The organism is Devosia sp. GW821-FHT12F11 (assembly GCF_058806655.1).
Genome location: NZ_JBXAPX010000011.1, coordinates 1 through 17669, shown reverse-complemented (window position 1 = coordinate 17669; position 17669 = coordinate 1). Strand labels below are relative to the sequence as shown.

General features: G+C 65.5%; 15 protein-coding genes. 7 read left to right on the top strand and 8 right to left on the bottom strand.

Translation table 11 applies throughout. The features are described 5' to 3' along the window. Window positions 1–164 precede the first annotated feature (164 nt). A complete protein-coding gene (locus AC1ROK_RS26060; RefSeq protein ID WP_492852400.1) occupies window positions 165–2030 on the top strand; it encodes an ABC transporter ATP-binding protein in 1866 nt (621 codons plus the stop codon). Here the strand turns inward: AC1ROK_RS26060 and AC1ROK_RS26055 are convergent. Beyond that, window positions 2027–3085, bottom strand: coding sequence for a lysine-2,3-aminomutase-like protein (locus AC1ROK_RS26055; RefSeq protein ID WP_492852398.1), 1059 nt, complete (start codon window positions 3083–3085; stop codon window positions 2027–2029). The genes AC1ROK_RS26060 and AC1ROK_RS26055 overlap by 4 nt on opposite strands. Beyond that, window positions 3082–4101: an EF-P lysine aminoacylase EpmA gene (epmA, locus tag AC1ROK_RS26050; RefSeq protein WP_492852396.1), complete on the bottom strand. Its 1020-nt coding sequence runs from the start codon at window positions 4099–4101 to the stop codon at window positions 3082–3084. The genes AC1ROK_RS26055 and epmA overlap by 4 nt, the downstream gene beginning before the upstream one ends. Before the next feature lie 191 nt (window positions 4102–4292). Between epmA and efp the strand changes: the two genes are divergently transcribed. Continuing rightward, window positions 4293–4865: an elongation factor P gene (gene efp, locus AC1ROK_RS26045; RefSeq protein WP_055046059.1), complete on the top strand. Its 573-nt coding sequence runs from the start codon at window positions 4293–4295 to the stop codon at window positions 4863–4865. 119 nt (window positions 4866–4984) lie between these two features. On the opposite strand, the gene AC1ROK_RS26040 is transcribed toward efp, so the two are convergent. Beyond that, complete coding sequence (locus AC1ROK_RS26040; protein WP_492852394.1) at window positions 4985–6424, bottom strand: UdgX family uracil-DNA binding protein; 1440 nt, start codon at window positions 6422–6424, stop codon at window positions 4985–4987. Next, window positions 6424–7665, bottom strand: coding sequence for a putative DNA modification/repair radical SAM protein (locus AC1ROK_RS26035; protein ID WP_492852392.1), 1242 nt, complete (start codon window positions 7663–7665; stop codon window positions 6424–6426). The genes AC1ROK_RS26040 and AC1ROK_RS26035 overlap by 1 nt, the downstream gene beginning before the upstream one ends. 218 nt (window positions 7666–7883) lie before the next feature. Between AC1ROK_RS26035 and AC1ROK_RS26030 the strand changes: the two genes are divergently transcribed. Continuing rightward, window positions 7884–8834: a ring-cleaving dioxygenase gene (locus AC1ROK_RS26030; RefSeq protein ID WP_492852390.1), complete on the top strand. Its 951-nt coding sequence runs from the start codon at window positions 7884–7886 to the stop codon at window positions 8832–8834. A gap of 290 nt (window positions 8835–9124) precedes the next feature. Here AC1ROK_RS26030 and AC1ROK_RS26025 read toward each other — a convergent pair whose 3' ends face one another. Together AC1ROK_RS26025 and AC1ROK_RS26020 are read right to left on the bottom strand one after the other, a co-directional pair. Further along, on the bottom strand, window positions 9125–11341 hold the full coding sequence (locus tag AC1ROK_RS26025; protein ID WP_492852388.1) for a vWA domain-containing protein: 2217 nt from the start codon (window positions 11339–11341) through the stop codon (window positions 9125–9127). Beyond that, a complete protein-coding gene (locus AC1ROK_RS26020) occupies window positions 11338–11895 on the bottom strand; it encodes an RNA polymerase sigma factor (RefSeq protein ID WP_492852386.1) in 558 nt (185 codons plus the stop codon). The genes AC1ROK_RS26025 and AC1ROK_RS26020 overlap by 4 nt, the downstream gene beginning before the upstream one ends. A gap of 235 nt (window positions 11896–12130) precedes the next feature. Here AC1ROK_RS26020 and AC1ROK_RS26015 point away from each other — a divergent pair, with 235 nt between their 5' ends. Then, on the top strand, window positions 12131–12319 hold the full coding sequence (locus tag AC1ROK_RS26015; protein WP_492852384.1) for a hypothetical protein: 189 nt from the start codon (window positions 12131–12133) through the stop codon (window positions 12317–12319). Here AC1ROK_RS26015 and mnmA read toward each other — a convergent pair. Beyond that, on the bottom strand, window positions 12316–13467 hold the full coding sequence (gene mnmA, locus AC1ROK_RS26010; RefSeq protein ID WP_492852382.1) for a tRNA 2-thiouridine(34) synthase MnmA: 1152 nt from the start codon (window positions 13465–13467) through the stop codon (window positions 12316–12318). The two genes, AC1ROK_RS26015 and mnmA, sit on opposite strands and share 4 nt — an antisense overlap. A 284-nt stretch (window positions 13468–13751) precedes the next feature. Here mnmA and AC1ROK_RS26005 point away from each other — a divergent pair, with 284 nt between their 5' ends. Together AC1ROK_RS26005 and AC1ROK_RS26000 are read left to right on the top strand one after the other, a co-directional pair. Beyond that, a complete protein-coding gene (locus AC1ROK_RS26005) occupies window positions 13752–15515 on the top strand; it encodes a flagellar hook-length control protein FliK (RefSeq protein WP_492852380.1) in 1764 nt (587 codons plus the stop codon). Between the two features lie 66 nt (window positions 15516–15581). Continuing rightward, window positions 15582–16274: a flagellar hook assembly protein FlgD gene (locus AC1ROK_RS26000; RefSeq protein WP_492852379.1), complete on the top strand. Its 693-nt coding sequence runs from the start codon at window positions 15582–15584 to the stop codon at window positions 16272–16274. A 142-nt stretch (window positions 16275–16416) separates the two neighbouring features. On the opposite strand, the gene AC1ROK_RS25995 is transcribed toward AC1ROK_RS26000, so the two are convergent. Beyond that, entirely contained in the window at window positions 16417–16977 is a 561-nt protein-coding gene (locus AC1ROK_RS25995) for a pyridoxamine 5'-phosphate oxidase family protein (protein WP_492852377.1), read from the bottom strand. A gap of 227 nt (window positions 16978–17204) precedes the next feature. Here AC1ROK_RS25995 and sciP point away from each other — a divergent pair, with 227 nt between their 5' ends. Then, window positions 17205–17483, top strand: coding sequence for a CtrA inhibitor SciP (gene sciP, locus AC1ROK_RS25990; protein ID WP_055877479.1), 279 nt, complete (start codon window positions 17205–17207; stop codon window positions 17481–17483). Window positions 17484–17669: the final 186 nt, after the last annotated feature.

The following is a 17669-nucleotide window of genomic DNA, read 5'->3' as shown; positions in this document are numbered from 1 at the left end:
TGGGTCCCAGCTTTCGCTGGGATGACATCGTGGCTGGGGTGAGGACGGTGGTCAGTTCAACGCCAGCACGCCCCGCACGGATGACGCCACATGTGGTTCAGTTCGTCCGTGAAGCGTTCTAGATGTAGCAGATACTGCCGTTCGATTATGGGGACGTCACGATCATGTTCAGCAGAGTTCTGAAACTCGGGCTTTCGATCGACTGGGTTCGCATTTCACCCGTTCTCGTCCTCGCGGCGCTCGCCGCAATACTCCCGGTCGGCCTGCCGATCCTGCTCGGCCGCACCATCGATACTGCCCTGCAAGGCGCCGGCCTGGTTGAAGTCCTGCCGCTCCTCGGTCTCGTCGCGCTGCTCGCCATCGCCGGTGCTGCGGCGGAGCTGGGCGCCAACGCACTCGGTGCAAGGGTGGGATACGGGCTCTCCTGGCAACTGGCGCAAAAGCTTTACGGCAGCCTGCTTCGCATGCCGTTGCTCAGCTACTTCACCATCAATCCCGGTGTACTGAATAGCCGCCTGACCAACGACATGCGGATGGTGGATCCGCTATTCGTGACCGTGCCGATCTCCTTCGTTCACGGCTGGGTCGGGCTCGCGGCGGTCGCGACGGCACTGGCCTTCATCAACGTCTGGTTTCTGGCGGCCTTCGTGCTCGTTCCGCTGGCTCTGCTGGCCGTTCGCTTTGCCGAGGGACGGATCAACGCCACGATCCGCCAATCCTACGAGGTGAACGCGCGCGCCGCCCTGCAGATCGAAAGCACGACCAGCGCCGACGCAGTGAGCCTGGTGCGCCAGGCGCGAGCGACCGCCGCCGAGGAGCAGCGCTTTCGCCAGATCTCCGAAGACTCGGTCACGATCGCCGCACATATGGACACCTGGCGGGCGGTGATCGCAGTCGCTTACCGCCTGTGCTTCGATCTGGTCACGGTGCTGTTCCTCGGCATCGGCGTCTTGCTGGCCTCCTCCGGCCAGGTCTCGATCGGCAGCATCGTGTCGGCATTGTTCTTCGTCGGCCTGGTGCGCCAGCCCTTGGGCGAAGTGGTCGGACAACGCTACCCGCTGGTGCGCGCCGGCATGGGCCTCGAGCGGGTCGAGCAGGTGCTGGCCTCACCCAATACTGGCCTCGCCAGCGTTGCCGCGGTCGCCCGCCCGCCAACACCTCAGCCGGCTGGCGATCAACTGGTGTTCGAGCATGTCGGCTATGCCTACCCTGCCCGAAAGGACGTGGCCGTCGGAAGCCTGTCCGACGTGGCCGCCGCCAGTTCGGCCACCAGCGGTTTCCTTGCCGGCATATCGCTCACCCGACTGGTCGAGGCCGACGAGGTCGAGGAGGACGCAGCATCTTCCTGGGTCCTCGACGACGTCTCCCTCTCGGTGGCGCAGGGCGAAACCGTCGCAGTCGCCGGGCAATCCGGCTCGGGCAAATCCACCATCGTCACCCTGGCCTGTGGCATCGTTCGACCGAGCCGAGGCAGCGTCAAGGTCGCCGGCGTCGATACCAGAGACCTCACCGAGGAAGATGTGTGGCGCACGGTGTCGCTCGTCAGCCAGGACGTGTATCTGCGCGATGCCCCTTTGCGCGACAATCTCAACTACGGACGCGAGGATGCGGGCGACGACGAGTTGATCAACGCTCTGCAGGTGGCAGGGCTTGGTGAGCTCTACGACCGCCTCCCCGAAGGACTTGACACCAACGTCGGACAGCGCGGCAAGCGCTTCTCCGGCGGCGAGCGCCAGCGTGTCGCCATTGCGCGTGCCGTGCTGCGCAATCGCCCGTTGCTGGTGCTGGACGAGGCGACCTCGCACCTCGACACGCGCCGCGAAGAAGGCATCCTCGACGCCATCGAGGCCATCGCCAGGGACCGGGCCGTGCTGGTCGTCGCTCACCGCCTGTCGGCGATCGAACGCGCCGATCGCATCGTCATGCTAGAGCACGGCAGGATCGTCGAGCAGGGCCGGCATGCCGAACTCATCACCGCGAATGGCCCCTATGCGCGCATGCACGGGGCGCTCCCCAACCGCGTCGACTAGTAATTCCCCGCCGGCGGGTACTGGTGCACCGCGCCCTGCCAGTCCGACACCGCGTAGCTATCGGCGCCCGTCGCCTCGACATTGCTGGCCGCGATCGGCGCCTTGCCGTAGCCGCCGGGGATATCGAGCACATAGGTCGGCTGGCAGAGCCCCGACACTCGGCCGCGCAGGCCTTTGACCAGCGCCTGTCCTTCGGCGATCGAGAGCCGGAAATGCGCCGTGCCGGGGGCCAGGTCAGGATGGTGCAGGTAATAGGGTTTGACCCGCATTTCGACGAAGCCGCGCATCAGCTCGGCCAGCACATCCGGATCATCGTTGATGCCACGGAGCAGCACCGACTGGCTGAGCATCACCACACCCGCATCGACCAGCCGCCCGGCCGCCGCGCGCGCCGCCGGCGTCAGCTCGCGCGGATGGTTGGCATGCAGCGCCACATAGGTGGTCTTGCCACTGGCCTTCAGCGCCGCGATCAGCTTGTCGTCCACTCGCTCCGGCTCCACCACGGGCACCCGGCTATGGAAGCGCACGATCTTGACGTGTGCGATGTCCTTGAGCCGGACCATCATCTCCTCGAGCCGCCGCGCCGACAGCACCAGGGGATCGCCACCGGTGAGGATCACCTCCCAGATTTCCGGGTGCGCGGCGATATAGCCGATGGCGGCGTCCATTGCCTCGGGCGCCAGCGTCCCCAGCCCCTCCGGCCCCACCATTTCGCGCCGGAAACAGAACCGGCAATAGACCGGGCAGACATGTACGGCCTTGAGCAGCACCCGGTCCGGGTAGCGGTGGACGATCCCCTCGAGGGGCGAATGCGCGAGGTCGCCGATCGGGTCCGCTCGCTCTTCCGGGGTCACGCTGAGCTCGGCGAAGTCAGGGACGAACTGCCGGGCGATCGGATCGTTCGGGTCACCCCGGTCGATCAGCCCGGCCATCGTCGGCGTCACCGCGATGGCGTACTGCTTGGCCACTGCCTCGGCTTCACCGAGGCGCCCAGCCTCGAGCAGCCCGGCCGAGACCAGGTCCTTCGCCGTCCGTAGCGCGCGATCGTGCTTCATCTGTCGCCTCCGACCACCGGCACCCACAGCACGTCCTCGATCCGCCGCGCCCCGACCGCCAGCATCACCAGCCGATCGAAGCCGAGCGCCACGCCGCTGGTTTCATCCATCAGCGGCAGCGCAGCCAGGAGATCCTCATCCAGTGGATAGGTTTCCCCATAGAGCCGTTGCTTCTCATCCATCTCTGCGGCGAAGCGGCGACGTTGCTCGGGCGCATCGGTGAGCTCGCCAAACCCGTTCGCCAGTTCCACCCCGCACGCGTAAAGCTCGAACCGCTCCGCCAGCCGGCGATCATCTCCTGCCCGCCTGGCCAACGCCGCTTCCGCTGCCGGATAGCGATCGAGCACCGTCACCCGCCCCAGCCCCAGGTTCGGCTCGACTTTCTCCACCAGCACGCGGCTGAACAGATACGACCAGGTGTACTCGCGCGGCACCTCGAGCCCCACCTGCCGCATCAGGGCCGCCAGCGCCTCCGCATCGGTCTCGCCCGCCGCGTCCATCGTCGCGAACAGGTCTATCCCGGCGAAACGCTGGAACGCTTCGACCACGCCCAGACGCTCGGGCTCGGCGAACGGGTCGCACTCACGGCCGCGAAACTTGAGAACCGTCACGCCCGTCGTCTCGGCAGCGATCCGCAGCAACGCCAAGCAATCGGCGATCACCGCGTCATAGGGCTCGCTCGCCCGATACCATTCAAGCATGGTGAACTCAGGGTGATGCAGCGCGCTCCGCTCGCGATTCCGCCACACGTGTCCAAGGCTGGCGATCCGGCGTTCCCCAGCTGCGAGGAGCTTCTTCATCGAGAATTCCGGCGAGGTGTGGAGGTAGAGCGTCTCCCCCATCCCGTCATTGCCGATCGCCGTGGTGGCAAAGGCGTGGAGGTGCGTTTCATTACCTGGGCTGCGCTGCAGCCCCGGTGGATCGACCATCAGAAAGTCCCGCTCGCTGAGGTACTTGCGCACCGCCAGCTCGATGCGGTTGCGCGCCAAGAGCGCCGGGCGCCGGTCGGCATGCACCGAGGGCGTCCACCATGGGGAAACCGGCGGGACTGATGAGGAGGCGGGCAAGGCGCGTCTTTCGGCTCGGGACTGGCGGTTTTCGCGGAATTAGGGTATCGGCGGCACCGATACATCAGATTAGCGCGTTCGGCCCGGCCTTTTGCTGCCGCTCTCTAGGCCCTCGCCAACCGTTGAACAAGGAAGAACTAATGGTCAAGGTCATCGCCTCGTCGCTGCGCAAGGGCAACGTCGTGGAACACGACGACGGCAAGCTCTACATCGTGCTGGTCGCCGAGAACATCCATCCCGGCAAGGGCAACTCGGTGACCAAGGTCGATATGCGCCGCATCTCCGACGGCGTGAAGGTGGCCGCCAGCTGGCGTACCGTCGAGATGGTCGAGAAGGCCGACGTCGACGAGCGCGCCTACCAGTTCCTCTACCACGACGGCGAGGGCTACCACTTCATGGAGCCCACCACCTACGAGCAGATCGCCGTCTCCGAAGACGTGGTCAGCGACCAGGCCGCCTATCTCACCGACGGCATGGAAGTCTACATCCGCACCTTCGAAGGCGTGGCGCTGTCGATCGAACTGCCGCAGCGCGTCACCCTCGAGATCGTCGAGACCGAGCCGGTGGTGAAGGGCCAGACCGCCTCCTCCTCGTTCAAGCCGGCGACCCTCAACAACGGCGTCAAGACCATGGTCCCGCCCCATATCGGCGTCGGCACCAAGGTCGTCGTGATGACAGCCGACGGCAGCTACGTCGAGCGCGCCAAGGACTGACCTTCGGCCGCAAAGCGGCAAAATCGCTCCAGTGGAGCGATTTTAGAAGGGCAAGCCCGGAGAGCTACGCTCGCAGGGCTGCGCTGCCGACCATGCACTAATCGATCACAATGGGGCACTCAGTGCCCCATTGCCTTTTGGGCTTCTCGCAGGTCCGCGACGAACCGCTCGCGTTCCCGCTCCGCCTCCGCCCGGTCCGGCATGCGTAGCAGGTAGGACGGATGCACCGTGGCGAACATCCGCGTTCCGTCAGCAAGTTCGGTGATCTTGCCGCGCACTGAGCTCAGCGTCGTGCTGCTGCCGGCAAGGCTTGCCACCGCCGTGGCCCCCAGCGCCACGATCAGCTTGGGCTTGACGAATTCCCGCTCCAGATCGAGCCAGAATTTGCAGGCCTTCACCTCCCCCATGTTCGGCCGCTGGTGCAGCCGCTTCTTGCCGCGTGGCACGAACTTGAAGTGTTTGACCGCGTTGGTGACGTAAGCCCGTTCCCGGTCGAGGCCGGCCTTCGCCATCGCCGCATCGAACACCTTGCCGGCCGGGCCGACGAACGGCTTGACGGCAAGGTCCTCCTGGTCGCCCGGCTGCTCGCCGACGAACATCAGCTCGGCATTGCTCGGCCCCTCGCCGAACACCGCCTGCGTCGCCATCTCGTAGAGCGGACAGCGCCGGCAGGCCTCGATCGCCTCGCGGGCGGCGCTCAGCGAGGTGATCTCTACCTCCGGTATCTCGCCTTCGACCCGCCGTTCGGTCCGCCGCAGGTGTTTTGACGATGGGATGCTGGCCTGTCGCTCGATCATTTCCACCTCCGCTGCCTTGGCGCCGCGTATCAGGGAGGGAATGAGTTCGGCCTCGGGCAGGTTGCGCCAGTACTTGACCGGCATCTCCGATTTCATCATCCGTACCTTGAGCCGCGCCGGGTTGAAGATCGAGGCAAAATAGCTCTTCCACACCCCCTCCATGGCATCCTCGGCCGGCACGTCGGCCCTGTGCCCACCCGGCCCGAACTCGAGGTTGTCGCCGTCCCAGAACGCCGAGCGATAGGGTGTGACGATCGCCCACATCATCCCGGTGAACCGCCGCACGAAGAACGGCGCCACCCGCTCCAGCACATAATGTTCCGGCTCGAACCAGGCGATGAAGCGCTCGAGCCCGGAATCGTCGGCCACCGACTTGAACCGTACGAACGCCTTGAGCTTGTGGGCGTCGCGCCGCACAGCCGACACGCGTCGGTCGAGCCGGCCGACATCGGGGTCCGAGCGCGCCTCCATCAACCCCTTGTCCTTCTGCAGCCGCCACAGCAACCGATAGAGCAGCGCGAAGCGTTCGGGATCGCTGTGGCAGATCCCCGCCTCCGCCCAGTCGATGAAGCGTTGCGGCACCACGCCGACCTTGCGCTCGGTCACCTGCTCGAGAGCATCTTCCGTCACGAACAGGTCCTCAGGCGTCGTGGGATCGCGCCACAACACTTCGTCGGGCGGCACCGCATCGAGCAACAGGCGTCGCGCCGCTGTCCGCCATTCATCGAAATCGTTGAGCGCCACGAGCCGCACCGAACGCATCAGAACAGCTCCAACTGCTTTGGCGCCGGCGTGAGCTTTCCACGCAGCTTGGCATCATCGGTCAGCCCGCCTGGCGACCAGTCGTCCGCTTCCACGAACGGCCGGACCTTGTCGATCGAGCCCGCCATCCGCGCCAGGTCGGCCAATGTCAGGCGATGATGCCGGCGCGAAGCGAGGATGCGGTCGACCACCCTCACTCCCAGCCCCGGCACCCGCAGCAAGGCCTCGCGCGCCGCCCGGTTTACATCGACCGGAAACTGTCCGCGGTTCCCCAGCGCCCAGGCGAGCTTGGGATCGAGCTGCAGGTCGAGCAGCCCGTCCTCGCCGCCCGAAACGATCTCGTCGACATCGAAGCCATAAAAGCGGATCAACCAGTCCGCCTGGTACAACCGGTGCTCGCGCAGCAGCGGCGGAGGCGCCAGCGGCAGCTTCGAGCTCGCATCGGGGATCGGCGAGAACGCCGAATAATAGACCCGCCTCAGCCCATAGCCCGAATAGAGCGCCGCGCTGCGGCCCAGAATGGTGGCGTCCGTCGCCCGGTCTGCGCCGATGATCATCTGCGTCGATTGCCCGGCCGGCGCCAGCCTGGTCGGCTTGCGCTTGCCTTCGAGCTTGCCGTCCGGCCGGCTCTCCTCCCGCTTTGCTTCGATATGCGCCATCGCCGTGCGGATGGCGCTCGGCTTCTTCTCCGGCGCCAGCGTTTCGAGGCTGATATCGGTCGGCAGCTCGATATTGGTCGAGAGGCGGTCAGCGTGGAGTCCAGCCTCGGCCAGCAGCTCCGGCGAGGCGTTGGGAATTACCTTGAGGTGGATATAGCCGCCGAACCGGTGTGCCTCGCGCAGCGTCCGCGCCACCCGCACCATCTCTTCCATGGTGTAGTCGGGCGACCGAATGATGCCTGAGGAGAGGAACAGTCCCTCGATGTAGTTGCGCTTGTAGAAATCCAGCGTCAGCCCGACCACCTCCTCCACCGAGAAGCGGGCCCGCGCTACGTTCGAGGACGAGCGGTTGATGCAGTAGCTGCAGTCGTAGACGCAGAAATTGGTCAGCAGCACTTTCAGCAGCGAGATGCAGCGACCATCGGGCGCATAGGAGTGGCAGATACCGCTGCCCTCGGTCGAGCCGATGCCACCGGTCGTGAGGCTAGAGCGGTTCACCGATCCGCTCGACGCACAGGACGCATCGTATTTCGCCGCATCCGAGAGGATCGACAGTTTTCGCTGCAGGGTCAGCTGGGTCATTTGTTCACTTTATGTTCGTGCCGAACCCTGCTCCTGAGGCCGCCTGCCGTTCAACTCAAAAAGACATGTCAGGATGACGTGCAGGAAACGCCCTAGGCGCTATCGTTCACGATTGCTGGACAATGCGTCGGCCGCAGCCGGCTATCTGGCTGTCCCTGGACCGCCTATCTGGTTGTCACGAGCTTTCGTCAGCAAGCGCTTTTCATCAGGAGGTCCGCATGACCCTCGAACTCAAAGGCATTCACCACCTCACCGCCATCACCGCAGCGGCGCAGCGTAACGTCGAGTTCTATACCCGCACGCTTGGCCTGAGGCTGATCAAGAAGACCGTCAACCAGGACGATGTCAGCGCCTATCACCTGTTCTACGGCGACGCGATCGCCTCGCCCGGCGCCGACCTCACCTTCTTCGATTGGCCGGCGGCTCCGAACAAGCGCGGCAACCACGAGGTGTCCCGCACCGGGCTGCGGGTCCATTCCGAAGCCGACCTCAGCTGGTGGAAGGAGCACCTCAAGGAAAAGGACATCGCCTCGGGCAACATCAAGGAGCGCGCCGGGCACCTCTCCCTCGACTTCGAGGATTTCGAGGGCCAGCGCTTCCGGCTGATCGCCGACCCAAAATCCGCCCCGGCACACCCTTGGGCCGAGAGCCCGATCCCCGCCGAACATCAGATCATCGGGCTGGGGCCGATCACCCTCGCCGTCCCCGATCTCCGCCGCTCCGAGCCGGTGCTGACGAAGGTGATGAACCTGCGCGAAGTCCGCTCCTACCCGGCGCGCGAGAAGAACGGCGAAATCCACGTCTTCGAAATGGGCGAGGGCGGCGCCGCTGCCGAGCTGCATGTCGAAGTGAACCCCGACCTGCCGCAGGCCCGCCAGGGCGCCGGCGGCGTGCACCATGTGGCATTCCGCACCCCCAACAAGGAGGAGTTCGACGAGTGGGTGAAGCGCACCGCCCAATTCGGCGTCCGCTCCAGCGGAGAGGTCGAGCGCTTCTACTTCAAGTCGCTTTACTTCCGTGAGCCCAACGGCATCCTGTTCGAGATCGCCACCGACGGCCCAGGCTTCACCGCCGACGAGCCGCTCGAAACCCTCGGCCAGCGCCTGGCGCTTCCGCCGTTCCTCGAGGGCCGCCGGGCCGAGATCGAGGCGGGGTTGAAGCCGCTGTAGTTCATTCGCACCGGCCTCTCCCTGATCCTCCCCCGCGTGGCGGGGGAGGGGAACCAGCGAAGCTGGTGGAGGGGGGAGCCAAAACCAACCGGCGACTCTTGCTTCCCCCTCCACCGCCTTCGGCGGTCCCCCTCCCCCGCCACGCGGGGGAGGATCACCGAGACTCCGGTGGCTCCCCATGCGCGATCCCCGCTGCAGACTGCGCACAACAGTCGAGCGCGGCTCCGACAGCAGCGGGGCCGCGCTCGTAAGCGCCGTGGGGGGCAGCGGCGCTTTTTCTCGAAAGCGCCTCAGCGGCAGTTACGGTTGCCTTCCGGCGCCGTGCAGAGCGGTTCTTCCGTCTCCGGCGCCAGCGACCTGGCCATGTCGATCAACTGCATGAACTCGGCGCGGTAGCCGTTTTCGTCCGTGCCGCGGGCGCCCTGAGCCAGGGACCGGATATCGGCCCAGCTCATCTCGCCATAGTTCGAGCCCTTGAGCTTCTGTCCGAAGGCCGCGACTGCCGCGGCAAAGCGCGAGTCCTCGGAGGCTTCCGACAGGCTCGAAACCGCCTGGTCCTTGCCGATGGCCTGCTCGATCAGCTTGCTGGTCTCCTCGTCGGGCAGCTTGTAGCGCATCTTGAGGAAACCGATCTCACCATTGCCGGCCGTTTCGGCCGTGGCATCGGTGCTGTAGCGCAGAGGATCGTTCAGCTCGGCGCCCGAGCCGACCGGGGTGATCTCGTAGAGCGCGGTGACGGTAGTGCCCGCCCCGATCTCGCCAGCATCGACCTTGTCATTGTTGAAATCCTCGCGGTTCAGCGCCCGGGTCTCGTAGCCGATCAGCCGGTATTCGCTGACCACCGCCGGGTTGAACTCGACCTGGATCTTCACATCCTTGGCGATGGTCTCGAGCGTGCCGCCGGCATCCTCGACCAGCACCTTCTGGGCTTCCTTGAAGCTGTCGATGTAGCTGGCATTGCCGTTGCCGTTCTGCGCCAGCGCCTGCATCGTGTCGTCGCCGAGGTTCCCCTGGCCAAAGCCGAGCACCGACAGGAACACCCCGCCGTCGCGCTTGGATTTGATGTAGGTCTTCAGGTCTTCCGGATCGTCGATCCCGACATTGAAATCGCCGTCTGTGGCGAGGATCACCCGGTTGACGCCATTCGAAACCTTGTTCTGCTCGGCCAGCCGATACGCAAGCTCGATGCCTTCGGCGCCGGCGGTCGAGCCACCGGCCGAGAGGTTCTCCAGCGCGCCGATGATCTTGGCCTTGTCGGTGGCCTTGGTCGGCTCCAGCACCACGCCGGCCGAACCGGCATAGGCAACGATCGAGATGGTGTCGTTGGCCCCGAGCTGGTCGACCAGCAGCGCAAACGCGCGCTTCAGCAGCGGCAGCTTGTCCGGCTCATCCATCGACCCCGAAGTGTCGATCAGGAACACCAGGTTCGACGCCTTATCCTCGGTCACCTCCGGCACGTAACCCTTGATGCCGATCTGGACGATCTGGGTCTTGCCGTTCCACGGCGTCGGGTACACCGACACGGTCGGCTTGAACGGCGTCGTCGCGTCGGTTGGCGCCGGGTAGTTGTAGTTGAAGTAGTTGATCAGTTCCTCGATGCGCACAGCATCGGGCTCCGGCACCCAGCCTTCGGTCAGCGAGCGCCGCACATAGGCATAGGACGCCGTGTCGACATCGATCGAGAAGGTCGAGACCGGATCGGTCTTCACCAGCTTGAGCGGCGACTCGGTGAACTTCGAAAACTCGTCGCCGCTCGGCTCGGTGGGCTTCGCCATCATCGCATCGGCAGGCGCAGGGGCCGCCATTAAGGCTTCGTTCTGCATCACACCAGGCGCGGCCATCTGCTTAGGCGCCGCCATCCGCATCTCGACCGTCGGCGCCGCCGGCATCACCGGTGGGACCGCATCCACCGCCATGCTGTTCTGCGGCACGGCATCCAGGACGCCGAGGTTTGCGACGCCCTGCTCCTCGTCCCGCGAAGCAAGGTCGGCCTCGCCGTCCGGCGCGGCGGCCGCGAGGTTCGAGGTGCTGGCATCTGTCCCGACCGTTGCCGGAGCTTCCTGCGCCGTGGTCGCGGCAGTGCCGGCCGCTTCCGTCTTCGGTTCCTCGGCGCGGCCGAGTTCCATCGGCGCCGGTTCGGGCTGCGCCACCGGCTGGTCTGCATCTTTGCTGCTGACGGTCACCGGCGGCACGCCGACCGGGGTAATCGCGGTGCTGGTGTAGAGCTGGTAGCCGAGCGGCAGCAGCAGCAGTGCCACGGCTGCAGTGCCGAGGCCGTAAGTGAGGCGGTTATCCATGATCCAGGTCCCTTTCGCATTGGCGAAGATGGACCTGAGACGCTGGGTGAGCGGATTTCCTTGGGCGGCCTTTTTGGCGTTCGCCTGCTCGGCATCGAAAGCCAGCATGGCAGCATCGAGCGCACGGCGGCGCGCCGCCTCCGAGGGAGCCGGGGTTTGCGCCTGCTTGAGCGCGTTGAGCTTGTCGTCGTCGTTCATGTGGTTGCTCATAGGAGCCCCCTCAGGGTCTTTTTGGCTTCGTGGATGTGCCAGGAGACGGTCGCCTCCTTGCACCCCATGATCACGCCGGCTTCGGCGTGGCTCATCCCCTCCGCGTAAATCAGCAGCACCGCATCCCGTTGCTGTTCGGGAAGTTTGCGCACTGCGGTCCACAGCTCCTTCGAAGTCGCTGCGTCTTCCTGCTCGGGCAGGTATTCATCCGGCGCCACCTCGGCATAGCGATCGGCATTGCGCCCGCGCCGGCTGCGCGCCCGCTGCATGTCGCGCACCGCATTGAGGGTAACGCGGTAGAGCCAGCTGGTGAACGCCGAACGCCCGTCGAAACTCTTCAGCACCGAGGCGAGCTTGATGCACACCTCTTGCGCCACGTCCTCGGCATCCGACACCTTGCCGCACCATTTGCACGCCGTGCGGAAGATGAAATCGTAGTGCCGTTCGACCAGTTCGCCGAACGCACGCCGATCGCCGCCGACCGCTCGCGCGATCAGCGTTTCATCGGCCACTGGGGCGTCGAGCACCCCGCTATTGATGAATTCAGGCGTCAAGGACCGTAGCACCTGTGTGAGCTTTCAGCCGGTGTTCTAGGACTAAGACGATGAACGCCGACTGATCCTTGGGGGTGGAGGTGAAGATTTTTCTCGCGGGGGACTGCCCAACCTCTGCCATCTCCCCCCTTGCGGGGGAGATGGGGCCGGTGCGTTTGGCATGGGAAGTGCCCCGCAGCCACACGCCGCACCTGCTGCACTTGCGACGAGGGCACGGGAGGGCTAACCCATTCCTATGTCCGAAGATCCGAAAAAGCCCGACAGCCCGTTCCGCCTCAACCGCAGCCGCATCTTGTTGCTGCTGCTCGGCGCGCTGCTGTTGACCTACATCATCTCGGCCATGCTGGGCGGGCTCGGCAACTATCAGCAGCTCAAGGAATCGGCGACGCAGCCGGCCACCGAAACCACCAGCACTACGCCCTAGGCCACCAGCGCCTGCGGCACCGCTTCGGCGATAAAGCCGCCGCCCAGCACTTCGCTGGTCTCGCTCTCGTCGGCGTAGAATACGCAGGCCTGCCCCGGCGAGATGCCGTATTCGCCGGCGAACAGCGTGACGAACACCTCGCCATCGGCCATGTGCACGGCGCCCGACTGTGGCGGCCGGGTTGAACGCACCTTCACCTCGATCGGCATGCCATTGCCGGCCGCCAGCGAGGCGAGTTCGCGCTCGCCCAGCCAGTTCACGTCGCGCAACCGCACCGTCCTGGTCATCAGCGCCTCGCGCGGGCCGACGATGACCCGGCCGGTGCGATGCTCGAGCTTGACCACATAGAGCGGCTCGCCTGCCGCAACCCCGAGGCCCTTGCGCTGGCCGATGGTGTAATTGACGATCCCCTCGTGCTTGCCCAAGACGCGCCCATCGAGGTGGACGATCTCCCCCTCGGCCAAGGCTTCCGGGTGCATCTTGCGGATCACGTCGGCATACTTGCCCTGCGGTACGAAGCAGATGTCCTGGCTGTCGTGCTTTTCGGCGATCTCCAGCCCGAACTCACGCGCCAGCTCGCGCACCGCCGGCTTGGTCATGCCGCCGAGTGGGAAGCGCAGGAAATCCAGTTGCTGTTCGGTAGTGGCGAACAGGAAATAGCTCTGGTCGCGCGAGTCATCGACCGGCCGGAACAGCCGGCGCTTGCCGTCGACGAGCTTCGATTGCACGTAGTGGCCGGTGGCCAGCACGTCGGCGCCGAGATCCTTGGCCACTTCCATCAGGTCGACGAACTTGACGCTCTGGTTGCACGCGATGCACGGCACCGGCGTCTCGCCCTGCCGATAGGCATTGGCGAACGGCTCCATCACCGAATTCTTGAAGCGCTCTTCATAGTCGAGCACGTAATGCGGAATCCCGAGCGCCTGCGCTACGCGCCGCGCATCGTGAATATCCTGGCCGGCACAGCAGGCGCCCTTGCGGTGCGTCGCTTCGCCATGGTCGTAAAGCTGTAGTGTAACGCCCACCACATCGTAGCCCTGGCGGGCCAGGAGCCCGGCGACTACGGAACTATCGACGCCCCCCGACATCGCGACCACGACGCGCGTGTCTTCGGGACGCTTGGGCAGATCAAGCGAATTCAGGTCCATATCTCTCATCCAGAAGGGTTCAAGGTCCGACGGATGCGGCGCGGTATAGTCGTTCTGTGTGCCGGTGTCACGTGCCACACGGAAATCCAGTGCGGGCTGACCCCCAGGGGTGGGGGTCAGCCCGCACCAGCTCCACAGTAACTCGGCAAATTCTGCCGCCACCGGCGCAAGCTGCCGCTGTCGATTCCGGACAACCAGGGCCAACCCATTGAGATTGCTTGCCTCACCATCCGGCACGCGCCTTGCATCACTCTTGGTGGAGCATTGTTTCCCGCGAGGCGTTTGTGACGGTTACGGTTGGATTTGCAGCGGCGGCAACTCCCGGTTTGATCACCGGGGGCGACGCGGCTGCGCCGGAGGAAGCGGCGCCCGATGGTCTGTTCGCAGCGCTGCTGGCGCTGCTCGCCCCACAACCCACACCCGAAAACGAAACCCCAGCCACTGCTCTTGCCGAGACCGCCGTTCCGCGCCCGGCAGCCGTGCTACCCGAGACGGCCACGGTAACGCCGCTGATCGCCATCAACGACCAGCCTCCGATGCAGACCGAGCAGGGAAAATCGCTGCTGAAGACACTCAGCGACGCCCTGATCGCCATCAACGACGCGCTCGACGCCGGCAAGCCTGTCGATCCGGCGCTCCACAACAAGCTCAGCGACGCCCTCGATGCCGTCGCCGCCTATCTCGGCACCTTCGCGCCGCCCGCCCCGCAGATCGATCCCAAGATCACTGCGCTCGCCAGCGGCGACGGCGTCATTCCGAGCGTGGTGGACACCGCCCCTACGCCCGCGACGCCTCCGGCGGCAGCGGCTCCCGCGACTGATGTCCCCGAGACTGCCGACGCGCCGGCCGCCGCCCAGCCGGGGCCCATCGCAACTCAGCCGGCACCCGCCGCTGACGTTCCCGATCTGCCGGAAGCCTTTGCACAGCGGGTGGCGGACGCCGCCCCGGATGCCACCGCGCCCGAAACCATGGATCCCGAAGCCACGACTCCCGAGCCCACTCCTTCCAGGGGCGCGACGACGCTCGAGCAAGCCCCGCCGGCTCTCCGCCAGCTCGGCCTCTCTATCGGCAAGCTCAGCGAGAAACTGGCGGCTCAGGACCCTGAGCTGGCAAAAAAGCTCGAGGCCCTCGCCACCTCGCTGAAGTCCGGAACACTGCCCGAGGACCTGAAGGCCGCGCTCGGTCTCGACCAGGCGGTCACCGAGCGTGAATTGAAGCGCATCATCGAAGCGCTCGCGACGCCCAAGCCCAACGCCGCCAAGCCGGTCGAAGCAAAGCCCTTCACCGCTCCGACGCTCGAGCTGCCGCGGGCCGTCACCGCACCAACCAAGCAGGCCGAACCCACGACCGCCGTCGCTGCGGCCCCTGAGCCGGCGCCCACGCCAAAGCTCGAAGCCAGCGCACCCGAGATCGCCCGGCCGGTCACCGCCGCGACCACTACGAAAACCGAAAAGCCGGAAACGGGCGACAGCAAGCCGGCGGCCGCCCCGGCGCAGGCCTCGCAGCCGCAATCGACGCCTGTCGACGCTGCGACCGCCAATACACCGGCCACCCAGCCCGCCGCGGTCCCCGTCGCCCGCGCCGTGCACGCCGCCTACCAGACGCCGCTGCAGCAGGTGAACCTGCCGCAGGTGGCCTTCGAGGTGGTGCGCCAGTTCGAGGCCGGCAACACCCGCTTCCAGATCCGCCTCGATCCACCCGAGCTTGGCCGGATCGATGTGAAACTCGATGTCGACAAGTCCGGCACGGTCAACGCCCGGCTCACCGTGGAGCGCCCGGAAACGCTCGACCTGATGCAGCGCGACCAGCGCGCCTTGCAGCAGGCGCTGCAGCAGGCCGGGCTCGATGGGTCGAAAACCAACCTCGAATTCTCACTGCGCCAGAACCCATTCGCCCAGCAGGGCGGCATGGGCGACGGCCGCGGCGACCACCAAGGCTTCAGTGGCCGCGGCGACAGCCTTGCCGGCGGCGACGACACTGGCGCGGAAACCGCCACCACCACCTATCGCGGCACGGCTTCGGCCAGTGGCCTCAATCTCTTCGTCTAGGGCGATGTCGCTCTAGTCTTTTTCTGTCTTGGGGTCAGGAACGTCTGACCCACTAGGGAGGCCCAGATGGCCGTATCCGGTGTCAGCTCGAACAATAACAGCGCCCTGACCGGCACCCGCCAGACCATCGCGCAGAACTTCGATACCTTCCTGCAGCTGTTGACCACGCAGCTGAAGAACCAGAACCCGCTCGATCCGCTCGACACCAACCAGTTCACCCAGCAGCTGGTGCAGTTCACCGGCGTCGAGCAGCAGCTGAAGACCAACGAATTCCTCGAGGCGATGATGACCTCGACGCAGACCGCCAACAATTCCCAGGCGGTGAGCTATGTCGGCAAGATCGTTACCGCCTCGGGCGTCAAGACGGAGCTGGTGAAAGGCGAGGCCAAGTGGCACTTCGCCGTCGACAGCAAAGCCGACATCGTCGCGACGGTGAAGGATGCCAAGGGCAACGTCGTCTATACCAAGGCCGGCACGGTCGATAAGGGTGAGAGCGTCTTCACCTGGGACGGCATCGGCAATGACGGCCAGAAGAAACCCGAAGGCACCTACTCGGTCAGCATCGAAGCCCGCGACACCGCCACCGGCAAACTGGTCGGCGTCGCCACCGAAATGACCGGCGAAGTCACCGGCATCGACTTCTCCGGCTCCGAGCCGGTGCTCATCGTCGGCGGCGCCCGCGTCAACCTCTCCGCCATCCTGTCGGTGCGCGCCAAGACGGCGGCGGACGAGCCGAAGGATGAGGAGACCGCGGTGTAGAGGCAAGAACCGAAGCAGAGGGCCCCCTCCCATCCTCCCCCATGAAGGGGGAGGTGCCGCATCCAGTGTCTGGCGCGATCGCGCCCCAGCCTCGACGCTTCACCTCCCCGCTTGTGGGGAGGCCGGGAGGGGGCCGTCCCTATCAGTCGGCGATCTCCCCGAACCCGGTCGGCAACCCGTCCATGCTGAGCAAGTTCTTTTCCTGCCAATAGGCCTCGAGGCCGCCCTGCCCCTTGGCTTCCGCCCAGCGGTCCATGGTGTCGCGCTCGCCTTCATAACTCATCAGCGGCACGCCGTAGCCGCATGAGGTTTTGACCAGGTCGAAATCCAGCCAGGTGATCTGCCGGGCGCCAAGCGGCTCGGTATCGGCGAACTGCTCGTGCAGCAGCCGCGCGTACTCTTCGCCGCCGCGCCCGATAATGCGGCCGCGGCCATAGAGCCTGAGGATCAGCGGCGGCCCTTCGACGGCGCAGAACATGATGGTCATCCGCCCGTCGGCCTTGAGATGCGCGGCGGTCTCGTTGCCGCTGCCGGTGCGGTCGAGGTAGCAGGCCGCGTTGTCGCCCATCACCCGGAACATGTCGGTCGAGCGCGGCGAGATGTTGATGCGCGTCCCCGCCGCGGCGGAGGCGGTGAAGAAGAAATGCTGCCGGCTGATGAAGTCACGGTGGTGCGCGGAGAGCGCGGGGAAGTCCTTGGCCATGGCGGGGATCCCTTTCATGCAGCCGATAACGTCAAATAGAGACACATTTCATGCAACTTGCGACCAAGCCTTGTCGCTGGAATCGGTCGCGCCTAGCTCATGCAAATGTTAATGCCGAGACATCCCGAGAGCCCCGGCTTTTAACGCATTTTAAGTAATGCCTTAGCCGAATTTTAAGTGCGATGGGCTACGGTTCGGGATGTGGTCAGGTTGAGTAAGTGAGTACAATGACCGTACAAATGCGTCCGCGTGTAAAGTACGTGATCGGCCCGGATGGAAGTCCGTTGACGATTGCGGATCTGCCTCCCAGGGACACCCGTCGCTGGGTTATCCGCCGCAAGGCCGAGGTTGTCGCCGCCGTTCGCGGTGGATTGTTGAGCCTCGAGGAAGCCTGTCAGCGTTACACGCTTTCCGTCGACGAATTCCTGAACTGGCAGGCCGCCATCGACAAGCATGGCCTTGCTGGTCTGCGCACGACCTGGATCCAGCACTACCGCGAAGGCTGAGACCTTCCGGAGCTGACGACCAACCCGCCCGGGCAGCCGAGGCGGGTTTTGTCGTTTGTGGCTTCATATCCGGTGTGGGCTGACCCCCACCCCTGTCCCCTCCCCGCAAGTGTTCATTCCGGGGAGATAGCTGACAGCTGTTCGGAGACATGACTGACAGTTTTGGGCTGGGTCAAGTTGATGTCG

Bases quoted from the DNA above. Each gene is read 5' to 3' on its own strand.
- AC1ROK_RS26030 (WP_492852390.1), top strand. From the start codon at position 7,884: ATGACCCTCGAACTCAAAGGCATTCACCACCTCACCGCCATCACCGCA.
- AC1ROK_RS26040 (WP_492852394.1), bottom strand. From the start codon at position 6,424: ATGCGTTCGGTGCGGCTCGTGGCGCTCAACGATTTCGATGAATGGCGG.
- AC1ROK_RS26015 (WP_492852384.1), top strand. From the start codon at position 12,131: ATGTCCGAAGATCCGAAAAAGCCCGACAGCCCGTTCCGCCTCAACCGC.
- AC1ROK_RS25995 (WP_492852377.1), bottom strand. From the start codon at position 16,977: ATGGCCAAGGACTTCCCCGCGCTCTCCGCGCACCACCGTGACTTCATC.
- sciP (WP_055877479.1), top strand. From the start codon at position 17,205: ATGACCGTACAAATGCGTCCGCGTGTAAAGTACGTGATCGGCCCGGAT.
- AC1ROK_RS26055 (WP_492852398.1), bottom strand. From the start codon at position 3,085: ATGAAGCACGATCGCGCGCTACGGACGGCGAAGGACCTGGTCTCGGCC.
- AC1ROK_RS26035 (WP_492852392.1), bottom strand. From the start codon at position 7,665: ATGACCCAGCTGACCCTGCAGCGAAAACTGTCGATCCTCTCGGATGCG.
- AC1ROK_RS26000 (WP_492852379.1), top strand. From the start codon at position 15,582: ATGGCCGTATCCGGTGTCAGCTCGAACAATAACAGCGCCCTGACCGGC.
- efp (WP_055046059.1), top strand. From the start codon at position 4,293: ATGGTCAAGGTCATCGCCTCGTCGCTGCGCAAGGGCAACGTCGTGGAA.
- mnmA (WP_492852382.1), bottom strand. From the start codon at position 13,467: ATGGACCTGAATTCGCTTGATCTGCCCAAGCGTCCCGAAGACACGCGC.
- AC1ROK_RS26025 (WP_492852388.1), bottom strand. From the start codon at position 11,341: ATGAGCAACCACATGAACGACGACGACAAGCTCAACGCGCTCAAGCAG.
- AC1ROK_RS26060 (WP_492852400.1), top strand. From the start codon at position 165: ATGTTCAGCAGAGTTCTGAAACTCGGGCTTTCGATCGACTGGGTTCGC.